The following is a 19695-nucleotide window of genomic DNA, read 5'->3' on the forward strand; positions in this document are numbered from 1 at the left end:
ATTTTATTTATACTGTTTATAATATATAATAATACGAATGTTGTTTGTTTTTATAAATTACATATAATTAATGATGTATAGGTTTTATTATATGCATATTTTTATTTAAATTTAGTCTAGTGAATGCCTGAAGAGGTATTTGTTATGAATACATTTTACCTAAAAAATATGCTATGAGAAAAATCTACATGAGAACCGCATTGCTCGTATTGTGTGTAATGCTGTCTGCTTATATTGTAAAAGCACAAAATGCAGATCGGAAATGGGGCGTAGGTCTCTATTTAAATTTTAATGACTATAAAGGTGATATTGCTAATGATTTCTGGGATTTTGGCAATACAGAACCTATGATTGGGTCCGCTACACTGGGCCGTTACTTAAATCCTTCTTTCGATGCAGTATTTCGTTTGAGTGTTTTTAATGTGGAATCTGAAGGAGCTCTTGGGAATTTCGATGATTGGTTAATTAACACCAACCTAAACCTGAAATACAAATTTAATAATGGTTATTTCTTAAAAGAAGATGCACGTATATCACCATTTTTAGTTGGTGGTTTTGGTTATACCTATGCCAATACCGAAGGGAAAATTTTTGGTGGAAATTTCGATGAGAATTACGATAATTTAAATTTTTACTATGCAGCTGGTTTAAACATCCGTATCGATGATAGATGGAGTGTTGCTCTTGAAACAGGTATTTTTTATCCGCTTAGTGATAAGTATGATGGATATAAAAATAAACAAAGAGATGCCGAAAGTTACAATGATAAATTTATGCATAACACCATTGGTGTAATTTACAACTTTGGTAAATCTGCCGATGCTGATGGCGATGGTGTTTCCGATAATCGCGATGATTGTCCTAATACTCCAGACGGAGTTGCAGTAGATAAGCATGGATGTCCACTAGATTCCGATGGCGATGGTGTGGCAGATTATAAGGATGATTGCCCAATGTTAGCAGGAGATCCTATGCTGAATGGTTGTCCTGATTCTGATGGGGATGGTGTTTCTGATAAAAATGATAAGTGTCCTGATGTAAAAGGAGAGGTTCAATTTAATGGCTGTCCTGATACCGATGGAGATGGAGTACAGGATTCTGAAGACGAATGTCCTGATGTGAAAGGATTGAAATCCTTAAATGGCTGTCCTGATTCTGATGGTGATGGTGTAGCTGATGCCAAGGATAAATGTCCAAACACCAAAGCAGGTTATAAAGTAGACGCTTCTGGTTGTGCTCTAGATAACGACAAAGATGGAGTTGTTAATGAGGAAGATAAGTGTCCTGAAATAGCTGGACCGGCTAGTAATTATGGCTGTCCTGAAGTTAAAGCGGAAGTACAAAAAGAATTAGAATTCGCTGCTAAAAATGTTAATTTCTCTTCAGGAAGAGATGTATTAACTGCCAGATCTCAAAAAAGATTAGACGAAGTTGTTGAGATAATGAACGATTATCCTGCTTATTCATTAAAAATATCTGGTTATACCGATAGCCAGGGTAAAGATGATATGAATTTGAAATTAAGTGATAAGCGTGCGCAAGCAACAAAAGCTTACCTTATTTCAAAAGGAATTTCGGCATCTAAAATCACTGCAAAAGGCTTTGGAGAGGTAAATCCAATTGCCGATAATAAAACCGCAGAGGGTAGAGCATTAAATAGAAGAGTTGAGTTTGAATTATTTATTAAATAGAAACTATTAAATATAAAGAACATGAATATGGATATGATTTTTAGCAAGTCCGATCAATTATGGACTATGGCAATGGAGTATGCTCCAAAATTATTGTTAGCTATTATTACGTTAATAATTGGATTGTGGGTTATTAAGTTAATTGCCAAAGGAGTTGGTAAATTGATGGATAAAAAAGAAATGGATGCCACTTTAAAGCCATTTATTATTAGTTTACTATCGGCTTTACTTAAAGTTATGTTGGTTATTTCGGTTATTGGAATGATTGGTGTGCAAATGACATCTTTTATTGCAATATTAGGTGCCGCGGGTTTAGCTGTAGGTATGGCATTATCAGGAACTTTACAAAACTTTGCTGGAGGAGTAATGATATTAATTTTTAAACCTTTTAAAGTTGGTGATGTTCTAGAGGCTCAAGGTTTTCTTGGAGTTGTGAAAGAGATTCAGTTGTTTAATACAATTATGCTTTCGCTTGATAATAAAACAATAATAATTCCTAACGGTGGATTATCAACCAGCTCGATGGTTAATTATTCTACTCAGCCAACTCGTAGGGTTGATATGACCTTTGGTATTGGTTATACCGATGATATTGATAAAGCTAAAGGAATATTAGAAGGATTATTGGCAAATCATCCTAAAGTATTGAAAGATCCTGCTCATTTTATAGCTCTTTCCGAGTTAGCAGATAGTTCAGTTAATTTTACAGTTAGAGCTTGGGTTAATGCAGCTGATTATTGGGAAGTATATTTTTATATGCAGGAAACTGTTAAGAAAGAATTTGATAAAAATGAAATCGGGATTCCTTTCCCACAAAGAGATGTTCATATTTATAATCATTAATAATTTGGGGTTAATTATAGAGGAGGCGAAAGCCTCCTTTTTTTATGCTTTTCGCATTATAAAAATAAAATAATGTAATTATTATATATAGATTTGCTGAGTTATTTTAATTTTTATTTATGAAGTATTTGTCAAGGAAAAAAGTAATATTCCTTTCTCTTATTACAGTATTAGTTTTGTTTTTCTTTTTTCTATCCTCAATAGTAAAGTGTTACATAGAAAGAAATTCTATGGAATTAATCGGGAGAAAGTTAGTAATCGCAGATTTGCATTTTAACTATGCAAAAGTGTCGGCACGTGTTAATGGATTTAAGTTATATGAACAGAATGGTAAAAATGAATTTTTGTCATTTAATGAATTGTATGTTAATATTTCACCCTGGAAATTGATTTCAGGAGAATATTCCATTTCTCAAATTCACCTCGATGGCTTAAAACTATCGGTAGAACAGAACACAAATGGTTTTAATTTTGATGATTTGCTGGCTACAGATATTACCGCAACAGATAGTATAGATTCAAATAAAGAAGATTCGAGTTTAAAATTTTCAATCTACGATATTAAATTTAAAAATGGTTATATCACTTATCACGACAAGTTGAAAAGTAATAATCTTGATCTAAATAAGATAAATTTGGAACTTCCACTAATAGCCTGGAATAATAAGAAGTCAGAAATGGGAGTGAATTTTTCTTTGGGCGAAGAAGGAGTCGTTTCTATAAATGCAAATGTAAACCATGCAAAGCAGAGATATATTGTTAATCTAGGTGTGAAATCGGTTGATGTTAGTCCTTTTGTTGCTTATTTAAAAGATTATATGCTTGTTTCTGAAGTGCAGGGTAAGCTGAATACACAGATTAAAATTAATGGAAGTATGATTAATTTTATGGATGTGTTCTTGAAAGGGAATACCGAAATGAATGATTTTAGTTTAAAAGATACAGATGGGAAAAAGTTTTTGGCCAGCCAGTCGGTAAGTGTCGAACTGGATTCAATAAACCTAAATTCTTCGCATTACGAAATTGGAAAGATAAGTCTTCTAAAGCCAGAAGTATATGCCGCACTATTTAAAGAGACAAATAATTTTGAATCGATATTTGCACCGGTATTAAAAGCTGATTCGGTAAATGTGGAAACAGATACAAGCATGCATTCCGATAGTGAATTATTTTATTCTATCGATAGTATTAGTGTAAATAAAGGGTTTGTAGAGTTTTCCGATTATACTTTAAATCGAAAATTTGTTTATGATATTAATGATATCCAGCTAAATATTGGTAAAATAACAGATCAAGCAAATAAAATTCCTTTGAATTATTCTATTGACTTAAATAGAGGAGGACATTCTAAAGGGAAAATGACCTTTAGTTTACAGAATGCTCATGATTTTAAATTTAATGGTAAAGTTGAGGGACTTGAGTTGATGAGTTTTTCTCCCTATACCGAATTTTATATAGCCAGACCAATAACTCAAGGAGAATTTAATTACGATTGTAGTATTGTTATGCAGCCAAAGCAACTGGTAAATACAAATAAAATTAACATTTCTGAATTTGATTTTGGAGATAAAACTAAGGATCCAAATACGATTAAAGCACCTGTTCGTTTGGCTTTGTATTTGTTAAAAGATAAGAATGATCAAATTAATTTTGATTTGCCAGTTTCAGGAAACCCAAAGGATCCAGATTTTAAATTGGGAAAAATAATTTGGAAGACTGTAATGAATTTTTTGCTAAAAACTGCGACTAAACCTTTTGGTATTTTAGGAAGTTTGACAGGAACAAATCCAGAGAGTATTCAGGAAATGACATTTAAATATTCTCAAACTAAATTAAATGAGAAAGAGATAAAAACACTTAGAGCTATTGCGGATATAATTGCCCGAAAACCAGAATTGAAATTTTCTTTTACTCAGGAAACAGATAGTGAAGCAGAAAAGGATATTTTGGTTATTTCAGAATGCTCCAAACTATACTTTAACTCGAGCGAACAACAAAAGCTGGAGATATTTGGTGCTGATTTTATTAGTTGGGCAGAAGGAAACAATGATTTTAAGGAATTTAATAAGCAAGATGATTTCCAAATCACCTTACCATTAAAAGAGAAGTTCTATAATTTGTTTGGAAATTTAAAGTTAAATACTTTGCTAGATTCTGTCTTAACTGAAAGAAATAAAGAAGTGGCTATCTTCTTAAAAGATAGTTTACAGGTACCTACAGATAATTTTGAACTAAAAACAGCTGATTTAAGAAATTTATCAAATCAACAAAAAAAGCCTAAGTATAGAGTAGAGGTATCCTTAAAATAATTTGAATATGATAATCAGAAAATGATTTTGTTCTCCTTAGAATTTGTTTTTATAAAGTATCTTGTAAAACTAGGTGTTTTTTTATAAGTTTGTTAGATTATGAATAATGGAATAAACGAATATTTTATAACTAAATGGAAGTCCCAATTTAAAAAAGGACTTCTGGAATATATTATCTTGTTATTGTTAAGATCAAAGCCTTGTTACGGGTATGAGTTGATTAGTGAGATGAATCAGTTTACTTCTTTGGAAATAGCTGAGGGAACCATTTATCCACTCTTAAACCGACTTAAAAAAGAGAAGTTAGTTACTTCGGAGTGGGCTGAAATGGATACGGGAATTCCAAGAAAATACTACAAGCTTACTAATGAAGGAATTTCTCATTTGGAGGTGATGCGTGAATATGTTGATTCTCTAAATTTATCTATTAAAAGAATAAATGAGAGTGTGTAAAGGCTGTAAAAACTATTAATAACCAGGGAATGAAAGATTATATTTTATCCTTAGATCAGGGAACTTCAATTTCGAAAGCAATTCTTTTTAATAAAAAAGGAGAAATAGTTGCACAGGTTCAAAAGGAATACGAACAGTACTACCCAAAACCTGGATGGATTGAACAGGATGCTAAAGAAATTTGGTATTCACAGGCTTCGGTGGCTGAAGATGTATTGCGTAAAACAGGATTAACTGGAAAGAATATTGCAGGTCTTGGAATCACCAATCAGCGAGAAACCACAATTATTTGGGATAGAGAAACTGGAGAACCAATAAATAATGCAATTGTTTGGCAAGATAGAAGAACATCTCACATTTGTGACGATTTAAAAGCCAGAGGATATTCAGATACGATAAAAGAGAAAACAGGTCTTATCTTAGATGCTTTTTTCTCTGCAACAAAAATAAAATGGTTACTTGATAATATCGAAGGAGCAAGAGAAAAAGCAGAAAAAGGAAAATTAGCTTTTGGTACAGTTGATTCCTGGTTAATTTGGAAACTTACAAAAGGTGAACTTCATATTACTGATATTTCCAATGCTAGTCGCACAATGCTTTATAATATCAAGGAGTTGCAATGGGATAAGGAACTGCTGGATTTATTAGATATTCCAGAATCAATATTACCTAAAGTATGTTCTTCTAGTGCCGTTCACGGATATACACGTAGATCGATGTTTGGTGATGAAATTCCAATTTCTGGAATTTGTGGTGACCAACAGGCAGCCTTATTTGGACAAGCTTGTTTTGAAAAGGGAATGGTTAAAAATACCTATAACACAGGCTGTTTTATTTTAATGAATACCGGTGATAAGCCTGTTGTATCGAAAAATGATTTAATAACGACCATAGCCTGGAGTATTGGTGATAAAGTGACTTATGCATTAGAGGGTAGTGTTTTTATCGGTGGTGCGGTAGTACAATGGCTAAGAGATAGTTTAAATCTGATTCATTCGATTGAAGAAATAGAAGAGTTAGCACTAACAGAAAAAGATAATGGAGGCGTTTATATTGTACCTGCATTTACCGGAATGGGAGCTCCTTATTGGGATCAATATGCCAGAGGAACGTTTTGGGGCTTAAATATGGGAACAAGTGTGGGACACATTGCACGTGCATCCTTAGAATGTATTGCTCACAGATCTTCGGATGTTTTAAAAGCCATGGAGGCCGATGCTGGAATTAAGGTTGAGCAGCTAAGAGGTGGTGGTTTAATGGCAAATGATACTTTATTACAATATCAGGCTGATTATCTGGGATTACAAGTTGTCCGTCCTGAAATAAGAGAGATTACAGCTCTTGGGGCTGCATATTTAGCAGGTTTAGCTGTTGGATTTTGGAATAGTGTTGAGGAAATAAAAGACTACTGGAAGCCAGATAAAAAGTTTAATCTTAAAATGGATAAAGAAGTGGTGGATTACCAAAAAAAATATTGGAAAAAAGCAGTTAGTCGTTCTCAAAATTGGATTGATACAAATGATGAGTAAGATATTTAAGTTTTAATAATTGGGTCATTTCTTCTTAGAAATGGCCTTTTTTATTCTAAAATAAATAAAATAAAACGTTTGTATTTGTGTAAATACCAATGAATATAAGGGGTTTGGTTAAAGTTTAGAGTTTAGATTAAATTAAAATAAGACATTCTTTTGCTATGCACCTTGCAATACTAAGTATTTTATTTAGCTTTGTAATGTTCGTCAAGGTAATTAGATTTAATCTGGTTGCCGAACTCTAGGAAGAGATACTTCCGTTTTTTTTGACAAAGCTACATAGTAAAGCAATGTACTATGTATTCAGATTTATTTTTTATTACTATTATGGAAGATTTAAAATTTGATGTGCAAATGGGAAACCGCCTTTATTCCTTTTTTTTGGAATTGTTGGTTGAACAAAAAGACAAAATAAACCAAAATGAAGATGAGGCTAGCGGAAGTATTTGGGAATATTGGGATAAAGAATTATAGCATTAAGAGCAGATAGATATGAAAAGAGAAAAAATGCTAAGAGAGATTGAACTGGCAAATCAAAAATGGGATGTGATTATCGTAGGTGGTGGAGCATCAGGTTTGGGTGCTGCTGTTGAGTCGGTAACAAGAGGATATAAAACTTTGCTTTTAGAGCAAGATGATTTTGCAAAGGGAACTTCGAGCAGAAGTACAAAACTTGTTCATGGAGGTGTTCGTTATTTAGCACAGGGAAATATATCATTGGTGCTCGAAGCATTAAGAGAGAGAGGGTTGATGAAGCAAAATGCTCCACATCTTGTGAAAGATCAATCCTTTATTATTCCGAATTACAATTGGTGGGGAACGCCTTATTATACTTTAGGTTTAACATTGTATGATTTAATGGCTGGAAAATTAGGCTATGGACGTTCATTGCCTTTCTCTAAAAAACGAACGTTAAAACACATACCTACACTTAAGCAGGAAAATCTTTGTGGCGGAGTAGTATATCACGATGGACAGTTTGATGATTCAAGATTAGCAATTAATCTGTGTCAAACCTTTGTTGAAAATGGAGGGGTAGCCATTAATTATATGAAGGTTGATGGTATTGAGAAAAAAGATGGAAAAATAACTGCTGTTAAGGCAATCGACCTTGAAAGTGGAAGTAAATATACAATAGAAGGGAAAGCCATTTTAAATGCAACAGGAGTTTTTGTTGATGAGATTATTAAAATGGACGAACCCAAAGCAAAAGATATCGTAAAGGTAAGCCAAGGAGTACATTTGGTGTTAGATAAGGAATTCGTACCTGGAGATTATGCTGTGATGATTCCTAAAACAAGTGATGGTCGAGTTTTATTTGCTGTGCCTTGGCATAACAAGGTTGTGGTAGGAACAACAGATGTACAGAAAGAAAAAGCAGAATTAGAACCAAGAGCGTTGGAAGAAGAGGTTGATTTCATATTAGAAACTGCAGGGAGATTCTTGGCGAAACCGCCCAAAAGATCAGATGTAAGAAGTGTTTTTGCTGGTTTACGACCTTTGGCTGCTCCAACTGGTGAAGGCAAAAAAACAAAAGAAATTTCGAGAGGCCATAAAATAGTTGTCTCAGAATCGGGAATGGTTACTATTACTGGTGGTAAATGGACAACTTATCGTCAAATGGCCGAAGATGTAGTGGATGCTGCAGCGAAAACAGGAGGGCTCGATCAGAAAAAATCAATTACAAGAAATCTGAAAATTCATGGATACAAGAAAAATCCGGATCTAAATAATCCAATGTATTTCTATGGTTCTGATGAAGATAAGATTTTGAATATTGCCAGAGAAGAAGATGGCATGGATGAGCATGTAAGTTCGAAATTAAATGTAATAAATGCTCAGGTAGCTTGGAGTGTCAGATATGAAATGGCCAGAACTATTGAAGACTTTTTATCTCGCAGAACACGTTCATTATTGTTAGATGCGGAAGAGAGTATAAAGATGGCTCCTAAAGTGGCAGAAATAATGGCAAAAGAGTTAGGATATGATAAGGAATGGGAAAAAAATCAGGTGAACGAATACCATGATTTAGCATTAAGATATATATTGAAATAGTATTTTTTGTAGAACGAATTGAGTAATGTTTTTATTGATAGGTAGTTCTTAGTCTGTTATTTACAACTACTGATTTTATTAATTGTTACAATAGTATTAATCAATTTGTTAGTTTTGGCACGAAATAATTTTTACTCAATCGTTCTACACTTTACTCCCAAAAAGTTGGTGGTCTTTAAGATCACCTACTTTTAAGAAGAATGAAAAAATTTGTTAATCTATCGAGATTAAATTTTTTTATTTTGAAAATGCAATCGTTTACAATTACGTTGTTATGCGAGCTTAGTATTGAAATAATTTTATTAACACAATAACCCAAATATTTAGAATTATGAATGACAAGTTTATTTTAGCTTTCGACCAAGGAACTACAAGTTCCAGAGCAATCGTTTTCAATAAAAAAGGAGAAATGATTAGCACGGCACAGAAGGAATTTACTCAAATATTTCCTCAGCCGGGTTGGGTAGAGCACGACGCAAATGAAATTTGGTCAACTCAGGCAGGTGTAGCGGCAGAAGCTATTGTTCAGGCAGGTGTAAATGGAAAGAGTATTGCAAGTATTGGTATCACAAATCAGAGAGAGACTACTGTTGTTTGGGATCGAGAAACTAGTGAACCAATTTATAATGCAATCGTTTGGCAGGATAGAAGAACATCAAAATATTGTGACGAGTTAAAAGCTCAGGGACATGCTGATATGATTCAGGATAAAACTGGTTTGATTATTGACTCATATTTCTCAGGAACAAAAGTTAAGTGGATTCTTGATAATGTTGAAGGAGCTCGTGAAAAAGCTGAAGCAGGTAAATTGGCTTTTGGTACTATCGATAGTTGGTTAATCTGGAAATTAACACAAGGACAAGTTCATGTTACTGATGTAACTAATGCATGTAGAACTTTACTTTATAATATTAAAGACTTACAGTGGGATAAAGAAATGTTAGAACTTCTTACTATTCCAGCAAGTATGTTACCAGAGGTAAAATCTTCTTCAGAAGTTTACGGACATACGGTAACTACATTGTTTGCGCATGAGGTACCTATTGCAGGTATTGCCGGTGATCAGCAAGCTGCAACTTTTGGTCAGATGTGTATTGAACCAGGTTCTGTTAAAAATACTTACGGTACAGGTTGTTTCATGCTTTGTAATACAGGAAACAAACCAGTAAAATCAAATAATAACTTACTTACAACCATTGGTTGGCAAATTAATGGCGAAACTACATACTGTCTTGAGGGAAGTATATTTATGGGTGGTGCTATTGTTCAGTGGTTACGCGACGGATTAGGTATTATTAAGTCTTCTCCTGAAGTTGAAGAATTAGCTGCTTCTGTTGAAGATAATGGTGGAGTATTTATGGTTCCTGCCCTTACAGGTTTAGGAGCTCCGCATTGGGATCAGTACGCAAGAGGTACTATTATTGGTCTTACAAGAGGTTCTACAGCAGCTCATATTGCAAGAGCAGCTTTAGAAGGAATTGCTTTCCAGGTGAGAGATGTTCTTAAGGCAATGGAAGCAGATGCAGGAATTGAAATTAGAGAACTACGTGTTGATGGTGGTGCTGCAATTAACAACTTGTTAATGCAATTCCAATCGGATGTGTTAAATGCTCCTGTTTACCGTCCTAAAACATTAGAAACAACAGCTCTTGGTGCTGCATATCTTGCAGGTTTAGCAGTAGGATATTGGGATAGCGTTGATGATATTAAGAGCCAGTGGGCTATGGATCGTAAGTTCGAACCTGAAATGGCTAAAGATGATTCAGATAAATTGATTAAAGGATGGGACAAAGCCCTTAATCGTTCTAAAGATTGGGATACAGAAGCTTAATTTTCAACATTTAATATAAATTAAACCTATGCCGGAATATGTTGTAGAAGGAACGATGGAGATTGAATTCCGGCATTCATTTACTAACAATTATTAAATTAAATCATTTTATCATGTGTGAAATTATTGCAGAATTTTTAGGGACAATGTTGCTAATTTTATTAGGTAATGGAGTTGTTGCAAACGTTGTATTAAATAAAACAAAAGGAAATAATGGTGGTTGGATCGTAATCACTCTTGGTTGGGGATTAGCTGTTTTTGTGGGAGTAGCTGTTGCAGGTCCTGTTTCGGGTGCTCATATTAATCCAGCAGTAACTATTGGATTAGCTGTAGCTGGATTGTTTGCCTGGTCGAAAGTAGCTCTTTTTATTATAGCTCAAATATTAGGTGCAGCTATGGGAGCATTTCTTGTATGGTTAATGTATCGCGATCATTTTAATTCTACCGAAGATGGTGAAGCTAAACTAGCTTGTTATTCTACAGGTCCAGCTATTCGTAACTTTGCCAGTAATGCAATTAGCGAAATAATTGGAACTTTTGTATTGGTATTTGTGATTTTTTATATGGTTGGACCTTCATTAGAAGGACAAGGTATTGAACATGCGAAACTAGGATTAGGAACTTTAGGTGCATTGCCAGTAGCTTTATTGGTTGTTGCAATTGGTCTTTCATTAGGTGGAACTACCGGATATGCAATTAATCCAGCTAGGGATTTAGGTCCTAGAATTATGCATGCTATTCTTCCTATGAAGAACAAAGGTACAAGTGATTGGGGATATTCTTTAATCCCTGTTATTGCACCAGTTGTAGGGGCAATTGTGGCAGCTTTACTGTTCATGTATTTATCTTCACAATCTTGTTACTTATTGACATTATTTAATTAAGCTACTAAATTATTAAACCTACTGTAGAGATTTAGATTCTAAATCTTCTAGATCTCTACAGCCTATAAACTAGAATCTAATGAAAAAATCAGTTTTAAAACTATCGGTATTATTTACCATGATAATATTGTTTGCATCTAATCTTAATGTAGATGCACAAGGAAAAGTATCAGTTAGTCCATCGGTAACTACTCGTCACTACTGGAGAGGTATAATGGTAAGCAATACTGCTAACTTCGAAATGGATTTAGCTTATACAAATAACAACTTTACTTTTGGAGCCTGGGGTGGATATGCATTCGATAATACATATTCAGAATTCGATTTCCATGTAGGCTATAAGTTTAGCGATCATTTTAATGTAGCTGTTTGGGATTTATTTGCAAATCGCGACAGAGCTTCTATTGACGATTATAATTATCTTGATTTAGATAAAAGTACTACCAACCACTTAATTGATGCAAGTTTCAATTTCTATTTTACAGATAACTTTCCTTTAAGTGTAAGTTGGAGTACTATGCTTTATGGTCGTGATTTAGATGAAGACGGAGATCAAAATTACTCTACTTATGTAGAATTTGGTTACCCAGTAAAAATTGGTGGCGAAACAGTTTCTTTATTTGCAGGTCTTAATCCATTCGAAAATCAGGTTTACGGAGAAAGCTTTGGTTTTGTAAATATTGGAGCAAGTGCTACAAGAGAAATTAAAATTAACGATAACTTTTCTTTAAATGCATGGGCTAAAGTTGGTATTAACCCACAAGCCGAAACTGCAAACCTTATTTTAGGTATCGGTTTCTAAATTTTACAATAAAACATCAAAAAACTTGAACATCAAGTTCAATTATTAGCAATCAATATAAAACTCGCTTCCCATTTGGAAAGCGAGTTTTTTGTTTAAATAAAGTTTGTATTTGTATGAAAAATGTTGAATTGCTAATGTGAATATTTAGTTATTTTGAGATACTCTGCTGATCTGATAAAAACAATGAACTTAATTACTATAAATATTCTGCTAATAGAGAAATCAGCAAATAAAAACTTTAGGAACCAATTGGTATATTAGGAGTCTGGAATATTCAAATGAATAATCTGTAAGTGTAAAGTAGTGGTTTTTTATTAGTCGCTTATAGGTAAATACAAGAAGTTTGTCTCTATTATACTTTATAAAAACTATACCAATAAGATTTGGAACCTTTTAAGTGTAATTTTTCCTTTATAATTTTATCAGAAATTTATTAATTCGCAATATTATTTTATTGCTTAAAGGACAAACTGCTTATACATGCGAATTATTATTTTCCTATTTTTTGTTGTTTTTTTATTTTCAACTAGCCAGGCTCAAACTTTTTTTATTAAAGGGCAGGTATTCGAAACAAAGTACAAAGAATCTTTGCCATTTACTCAGGTAGCATTGTATGCTGTCACTTCGGATGTTTGTTTGAATGGAACTCTTACCGATAGTCTTGGCTATTTTAGTCTTCCTGTAGAAGGAAATCAATCCTATAAAATTTTAATTCAATATTTAGGTTATGAAACTTACGAAAAAGAAATTGCTGTTGATTCGGTAAGTGTCAATTTGGGAATTATTAATATTTCTCCATCGGCACAAAGTCTTCAGGAGGTTTATGTAACAGCCGAAAAAAAGCCGGTAGGAAAAGAGAATGGAAATTGGGTAATGTATCCTGATAAAATTCCCGATGGCGGCAGTAATTCTACCATAGAACTATTAAATACTTTGCCTGCAGTTTCTGTTGATATGGATGAGCAGATAAGTGTGCGTGGACGTGAGGTTACCATTTTAATTGATGGTGTAAAAGCTGATGATCCTGATGTAATAAATCAGATATCTTCTTCTTCTATTGCTAAAATTGAAGTCATTCAGAATCCTTCGGCTAAGTACGATGCCGAGGGTAGTGTAATTAATATTTTATTAAAAACACCTGTTATTTCAAAATCATCTACTCGATTAAAAGCTTCGCTCGATCATTTTGGGAATCATCAGTCGGGAATTTTTACAAATAAAATGTATAAGAATTGGGGGGGATTTTTACAGGGAACTTATAGTTATAATGAGTTTGATTCTGAAATTAATATGAAAAGAGAAAATCACCTGAGTACGAATACTCCTTTTATTATTCAAGATAGGGCGCAAACTCAGGAATCTAAAAAACAGCAAATTCGTGGAGGTTTAAATCATAATTTTTCTAAAAATAATATTGTAAAGATAGATGGACAGTGGCAAAATAATTTGTTTGTGCCAACTTTTTATACTCATAAAGAGTATTTAGATAATGACGCAAACTTACTTAGGATATCGGAGCAGAAACAAGTGAATGATAGAGATAGGGATATAATTTTACTTCGGTCACAGTATATTGGCAAATGGAAAAATCAGTCTTTAAAGCTGCGGTTTTTATTTCGTAATCAAGAACAAGATGAGGATAGAGAAATGGAGAGTAATAATTATTCTTCAGAAGGTATTCTTACCAGTTCAAATCCTTTTCTTAGAAATGATGATTTAGAATATGATCAGGAAAAATATCAGATGAATATTGACTATGAGAAACGATTTACTGAAAGCTTAAATTTTGAAGCTGGTGGAGATATGGGATATGATAGTCAAAATCAGACTTCTCTGCAGAAAAAATTTAAATATTCTTTAAATGAGTGGAGTGTAAATCCATCAAAAACATTTAAATATAAATTTCACAAGAGTACTTTGGCAGTTTATACCATTTTAAATAAGAAAACGAATAAGTATTTTGTTTCAGGAGGAACAAGGATTCGATATATCGATCAGAATACACGAAACTTGCACAACGAATTACAAAATAGACAGGCCAATTCTTATTTTTCATTTTTGCCAACGTTTAATGCAGGAATCACTTCTGAGCATAGTGATATTAGCTTTTCTTATAAAAAGAGTCAGAAATTACCGCGTTCTTCACAGTTAAATTCTTATCGAAACGATGCAAATCCTTTAAACATTTATTTCGGTAACCCAGATCTTAAGCCGGAAAAGGAACATTCATTCTCTTTAGATTATTCGGTACATAAAGAAAAGTGTCAAGGTGGATTAGCCGTATTTCAACGAATTGTAAAAGATGTTGTTATGCAAAACTATTATTCAAATGGAGATACGTTATTTCGTACTTATGATAATCTTGCAGATCAATTTGTGAGTGGGCTGGAACTTACTTATACTTATAAACTTACCAATTGGTGCAGATTAAATGGAAGTGGAACAGGTTTTTATCAAAAATATTCAGGAGAAGGCTTTTCTTTACCTAAAAATAAATTATGGAGCTATACATGTAAAATTGCAAGCCAAATAAAATTAGACAAAGAAACTCAGTTGTACGTAAATTATAGTTATAATTCTTCTAGTCTTATGCAATATGGTTTTAAAGGAGATCTGCATAATTTAGACCTAGCCATAAGTCAAAATTTATTTCACAAAAAATTAAAAATATCGCTAAAGGGAGTGAATTTATTTGATAGTAAAGATCAGTGGAGTGAAGTGGAAAATATACAATTTTCATCGCGTATAAAGCGATATCAGGATACTCGGCGATTGGTTTTGGGCGTGGTTTACAAATGGAGTCACTCGAATTAAAATAATCTACCTGATATATTCGTTAAGTATTGTCCTGCAGTGTTTTATTGATTAAAATCGTACTTTTCTTTAAACATTTAAATTACACCTAATTTTAAAGGTTATACTTTTTTAAATTAGACTCAACTTTTGATCTAGATTCCAGTTTCCTGTGCAGAAAATTGAATATAGACATAAAAAAAACTCATCAATTTTTTGATGAGTTTTTTGTGAACACGGAGGGAGTCGAACCCCCAACCTCCACGGCCGTAACGTGGTGCACTATCCAGTTATGCTACGCGTCCTTTTTTCCTGTTAAGGCGCTGCAAATATAGGGAATTTTGATTGTTGTATGCAAGTGTTTTCGAAAAAAAACACACAAAAAAACCTTTTGTTTTTATTATCAGATATTTAAAATTTTAAATGTCATGTAGGTTTTTACGTCTAATGTATTTAGTATTGTTTATTTCTGAAAAATAGGACTTCAATATCACTTTATTTTTCTGTCTGCATCTATCCGTATTACTATAGTTAATAGTAATTATTGGTAATAAAAGATGTACAATATCTTAACTTATTAAAGTTTTTAGTAATTTAATGTTGTTCACCGACCAATAGATTTTAATAATGTATAATAAATTCACATCAAAAATTATTTCTCTTTTTTTACCTTTTGAAAGTATAATTGAGAATTTGACTGGACTGGTATCAGATTTAGAAGCAGAAAACGATTCATACCAGAAATTTTATGAGTATACTAATTCTCTTGAAAATACAGTAGAAAAGAGTTTTGATTGTAATCGTGTACTTAGTACCGAAGAGATGATTAATTTATTGCAGCCGGTAAGGGAGTATCTGCTAAGTTATTCTGACAAGCTTGAAAAATATCAGGATATAAAAAGATATACAGTTAACTCGGATGATACTTTTAAGATAAAAGTTCTGAAAAGAATAAAGAAGATTGGTCTAAAAACATTTTGGTTTAAAATTAATGCAAGTAATCTTTATAGAAGAATACGAAAAAAAACACCTCTGGAATATACCACTAAAAAACAAGTTGTGTATCCAAAGCAACTGGCCGAATATGTGTATGTAAATTTGTTCTTTAGTAAATTTCTGGTAAAACTGGAATCTGTTCTATTGGAACGAGAGAAATTATTTTTGGAGATCAAAAATTTCGATCATAAAATTACTATTGATATTCTTTCTGGTGATATTGTTAATACAGAGGAATTTAAGACTACTGTACTCGATCTAAAAGAAAGATATAATTTGCTAAAATTTGATTTAGAACAGTACTTCTCAGAGATGTATGCTCTCCTTACTACTGAATATGAAAAACTAGAGCAGTTAACAAATACAGTTGAATTTCCTGTTTCTAATATTTCAAAATTACGTACCGAGCAGCAGTATGGTAAATTAGAGCTAAGCCTGAATAAATTATTTGAAGTTTATAAAATTAGATTATTTTCCATATCTGAACACTGGAATTTAATTCGGAAAGTTCGTTTGGTTTGTTTCAAATCTGTAGAGAGTTTTAGTTTTACGGTGAAGCATGTAATGAAACATTTGGACGAAAATTATCAGGTAAACGATAAAAAAGCAAACGAATTACTTAAACAAACTACCGAAGCTTTTAAAACCGAAAATCAGGGATTAGAATTAGTAGAAGAAAATTTGAATCAAGCTTTAGTTAAAGGAATTGTCCCAAATTATTTGGATAAAATTATGAAGGCTGATGTTAAAACCGAATTAAATTCTTTATCAGAGCTCTTAGTTTCGGGTTTATCTTCTATAAATCAGGTCTATCGTTTGCCTCTTAAAACAAAGTTTGAGAATTTAAAGTCTGAAAAGCAGCTTAAAAAATTAGAGCTTGACGAAATTATTGAAGGTTGGGCACACGAGTTGATTAAAATACCACTTGAGAAAGAGATTGTTCTGTTTAATGATTTTCAAACCCGTTCAATTGCCTATCTAAACGAGCTTTCAGGAATTGTAGAGTATGCTAATGAATATTTTCTTTCGAGTTCTGGTGAAGAAAAAGAGAAGCATATTGATGAGTTTATGCAAGGCATACAAAGAGCACAGCAAAAAGCAGAAGAAAGGTGTTCTAATAGCATATTATTTGCAAATCGGCTAAAGGATAATTTGAACTTAATTAATAAAAAACTAATTCAGGAGATTACGCTTACAATAAGTCCCGAGCAACTTAAAATTAGGCATATTCAGATGCTTAAAAAAAGATTGATACTCGACTTTAAAAGAAAATTAAATTCTTATTTCGATGTAATTAAAATTTTTGGACGCAAGAATTATTTAAAAGCAGTTAACATACTTAAAGAACTAAGGTCTAAATATTCTTCTTATAAAGAAGTTTTGGGTTTATCTGCGTCTCAGGCATCCATTAATAGCGAACTATCTAATTACTTATCAGAAACTGAGGTGGCTATTGGAAAACTACCTTTAATGTATCAAAAGTTGTTTAGTATAGCTCCAGTTAACAATGCCAAGTTTAGAGTTGTGCGCCCTAAAGTGGGGGAAAAATTAGAGAAAGCTTATTCTAATTGGACTTCTGCAAAATTTGCCCCAACATGTATTGTGGGAGAAACGGGTAGTGGGTTAACTTCCTTAATTAACGAATTTGTAGAAAAATTTGGGCATCAATATCCGGTGGTGAGAATAAATCCTAAAAGTAGAATAAAAACAGAAAAAGAATTTATTGATCTTTTTAGCGAATTATCTGAAACTGATGAATTGAATACTTTTATTGATTTAAGAGATGTATTGTTGACAAGTAAAAGTCGAAGAATTATTATTCTTGAGAATATTCACCGACTTTATATTCGAAAAATGGGTGGCTTTGATCTTTTAAACAGTCTTTTCCAACTGATTTCTCAAACCAATTCTAAAGTATATTGGGTAACAACTTGTTTGTTTTATTCATTTAGCTACTTCGAGTATTCGATCGGAATTAGTAATTATTATGCTCATGTAGCAATTTTAGATAAATTAAGTAAAGATCAGATTAAAGAAACAATACTTAACAGACACAAGTACAGTGGTTACAATTTAAATTTTATTGCACCCGAAAACTATTTAGGGAAACGAAGTTTTAAGAAGTTATCATTAAATGAACAGCAGCAAGTGCTTCAGGAAGATTATTTTAAAAGGCTTTTTAACTATGCTCAGAATAACTTATCTCTGGCTCTTATGTTTTGGATGAGGTCGGTAGTAAATGTGGAGGATAATACTTTTAATATGCAATTTAAAAACTTAAATTTACTTTTCGTTAACTCGCTTAATAGTAGCCAGATTGCTACCTTATATGCAATGGTATTACATGGAGGAATGAGTGTGAAAGATCATTGTGAGGTTTTTGAACTATCGGAGCAGGAAAGTGTAAGACAATTAATGGTATTTGTAGACGATGGTATTTTGGTAAATAAGAATGAAGAATATTCAATAAATCCATTGGTTTATCGTCAAGTAGTAAATCACTTAACATCGCTAAATTATATTCACTAATGAATAATTTAAAACTCGTAAATAAATTAGGAATTCTGCTTGCCATTATGTTGGTTTTGCAAGTGGCTAATGTTTGGGCAATAGATACCCTTTCTACTACTATTAATACTAGTACTAGTACTGTTGATACAATTACATCTGGGATTGACCAAACAGTGAATAAGTTGGAGCAGAAGTTAAAACCACCAAGTGTTTCTAATATTATTTCTTTTTCGAAAGTGGTTTGGGCAAGTATTTTTATTTTAATAGCTTACTTTATTATTCGCTTTTTTACTAAAACTATAGAATTGTGGTCCGAAAAAAGCCCTGAAAGAAGAGTGAAGGGAAAAGCCATTGTTCCAATAGTTAAAATAATAAGCTGGGCCATTTTGGCTTACTTGGTTATTCGAGGAATATTCCGTCCTCCGTTAGAATCTTTAATTGCTTTGGGAGCTTCAGTTGGTGTAGCTGTTGGCTTTGCGGCTCAGGATATTTTGAAAAATATATTTGGAGGTTTTGTAATTTTAATCGATAGGCCTTTTAAAGTTGGAGATAAAATAGAAGTTGGAAGTACCTATGGCGAGGTGCTCGATATGTCCTTACGATCTACCAGAATTCATACTGCCGACGATTCGGTTGTGACTTTTCCCAATGGAGAATTGATGAATCAGCCAATATCAAACTCAAATTCGGGAGAAACCAACTGCCAGGTGGTTGCCGAAATATATTTGCCAATTACAATTGATACAAAAAAGGTAAGAAGTATTGCTGTCGAAGTTGCTAAGCTTTCTCAGTTTATTTATTTGGCAAAACCAATAACAATAATCTTTGTAAGTGATATTAAGCATGATAAACTATGTTATAAAATGCGTTTAAAAGCTTATGTAATGGATATCAGGTACGAATTTGTTTTTAAAAGTGAATTGACAGAAAAACTAATAAAAGAATTGTTGAGTAAGAATTTTATTTCGACTCAAAATTCAATTTGACGAAAA

At 32.7% G+C, this 19695-nt stretch carries 13 protein-coding genes and 1 tRNA gene; 13 read left to right on the plus strand and 1 reads right to left on the minus strand.

Going from position 1 to position 19695, the window contains the following annotated elements:
* Positions 1–173 precede the first annotated feature (173 nt).
* The 11 genes from ACT3CE_RS08865 to ACT3CE_RS08915 all read left to right on the plus strand — a co-directional run bounded on the left by ACT3CE_RS08865 (position 174) and on the right by ACT3CE_RS08915 (position 15217).
* Entirely contained in the window at positions 174–1691 is a 1518-nt protein-coding gene (locus ACT3CE_RS08865; protein ID WP_444709411.1) for an OmpA family protein, read from the plus strand.
* A 21-nt stretch (positions 1692–1712) separates the two neighbouring features.
* On the plus strand, positions 1713–2534 hold the full coding sequence (locus ACT3CE_RS08870) for a mechanosensitive ion channel family protein (RefSeq protein ID WP_444709412.1): 822 nt from the start codon (positions 1713–1715) through the stop codon (positions 2532–2534).
* Between the two features lie 119 nt (positions 2535–2653).
* Complete coding sequence (locus ACT3CE_RS08875) at positions 2654–4843, plus strand: DUF748 domain-containing protein (RefSeq protein ID WP_444709413.1); 2190 nt, start codon at positions 2654–2656, stop codon at positions 4841–4843.
* 99 nt (positions 4844–4942) lie between these two features.
* Positions 4943–5296, plus strand: a complete 354-nt coding sequence (locus tag ACT3CE_RS08880; protein WP_444709414.1) for a PadR family transcriptional regulator — start codon at positions 4943–4945, stop codon at positions 5294–5296.
* 29 nt (positions 5297–5325) lie between these two features.
* Complete coding sequence (gene glpK / locus ACT3CE_RS08885; protein ID WP_444709415.1) at positions 5326–6825, plus strand: glycerol kinase GlpK; 1500 nt, start codon at positions 5326–5328, stop codon at positions 6823–6825.
* Between the two features lie 300 nt (positions 6826–7125).
* Positions 7126–7302 carry a hypothetical protein gene (locus ACT3CE_RS08890; protein WP_444709416.1) on the plus strand — a complete coding sequence of 59 codons (177 nt, stop codon included), beginning with the start codon at positions 7126–7128 and terminating at the stop codon, positions 7300–7302.
* Between the two features lie 18 nt (positions 7303–7320).
* Positions 7321–8883: a glycerol-3-phosphate dehydrogenase/oxidase gene (locus ACT3CE_RS08895; protein WP_444709417.1), complete on the plus strand. Its 1563-nt coding sequence runs from the start codon at positions 7321–7323 to the stop codon at positions 8881–8883.
* A gap of 331 nt (positions 8884–9214) precedes the next feature.
* Positions 9215–10714 (plus strand): glycerol kinase GlpK, encoded by a 1500-nt coding sequence (gene glpK / locus ACT3CE_RS08900; RefSeq protein WP_444709418.1) that lies wholly within the window; start codon positions 9215–9217, stop codon positions 10712–10714.
* A 113-nt stretch (positions 10715–10827) separates the two neighbouring features.
* Positions 10828–11598, plus strand: a complete 771-nt coding sequence (locus ACT3CE_RS08905; protein ID WP_444709419.1) for an MIP/aquaporin family protein — start codon at positions 10828–10830, stop codon at positions 11596–11598.
* A 79-nt stretch (positions 11599–11677) separates the two neighbouring features.
* The gene (locus ACT3CE_RS08910; protein WP_444709420.1) at positions 11678–12400 is read left to right on the plus strand and encodes a hypothetical protein; all 723 of its coding nucleotides are present in this window, start codon (positions 11678–11680) and stop codon (positions 12398–12400) included.
* A gap of 483 nt (positions 12401–12883) precedes the next feature.
* Positions 12884–15217 carry a TonB-dependent receptor domain-containing protein gene (locus ACT3CE_RS08915; protein WP_444709421.1) on the plus strand — a complete coding sequence of 778 codons (2334 nt, stop codon included), beginning with the start codon at positions 12884–12886 and terminating at the stop codon, positions 15215–15217.
* A 210-nt stretch (positions 15218–15427) separates the two neighbouring features.
* Here the strand turns inward: ACT3CE_RS08915 and ACT3CE_RS08920 are convergent.
* Positions 15428–15501, minus strand: a tRNA-Arg gene (locus tag ACT3CE_RS08920).
* Between the two features lie 322 nt (positions 15502–15823).
* Between ACT3CE_RS08920 and ACT3CE_RS08925 the strand changes: the two genes are divergently transcribed.
* A complete protein-coding gene (locus ACT3CE_RS08925; RefSeq protein WP_444709422.1) occupies positions 15824–18721 on the plus strand; it encodes an ATP-binding protein in 2898 nt (965 codons plus the stop codon).
* The gene (locus tag ACT3CE_RS08930; RefSeq protein WP_444709423.1) at positions 18721–19689 is read left to right on the plus strand and encodes a mechanosensitive ion channel family protein; all 969 of its coding nucleotides are present in this window, start codon (positions 18721–18723) and stop codon (positions 19687–19689) included. Before ACT3CE_RS08925 ends, ACT3CE_RS08930 begins: the two co-directional genes overlap by 1 nt.
* The last annotated feature ends 6 nt before the right edge of the window (positions 19690–19695 follow it).

The sequence above is a fragment of the Marinifilum sp. RC60d5 genome (assembly GCF_052400665.1).
Taxonomy (GTDB): Bacteria; Bacteroidota; Bacteroidia; order Bacteroidales; family Marinifilaceae; genus JBQTGK01.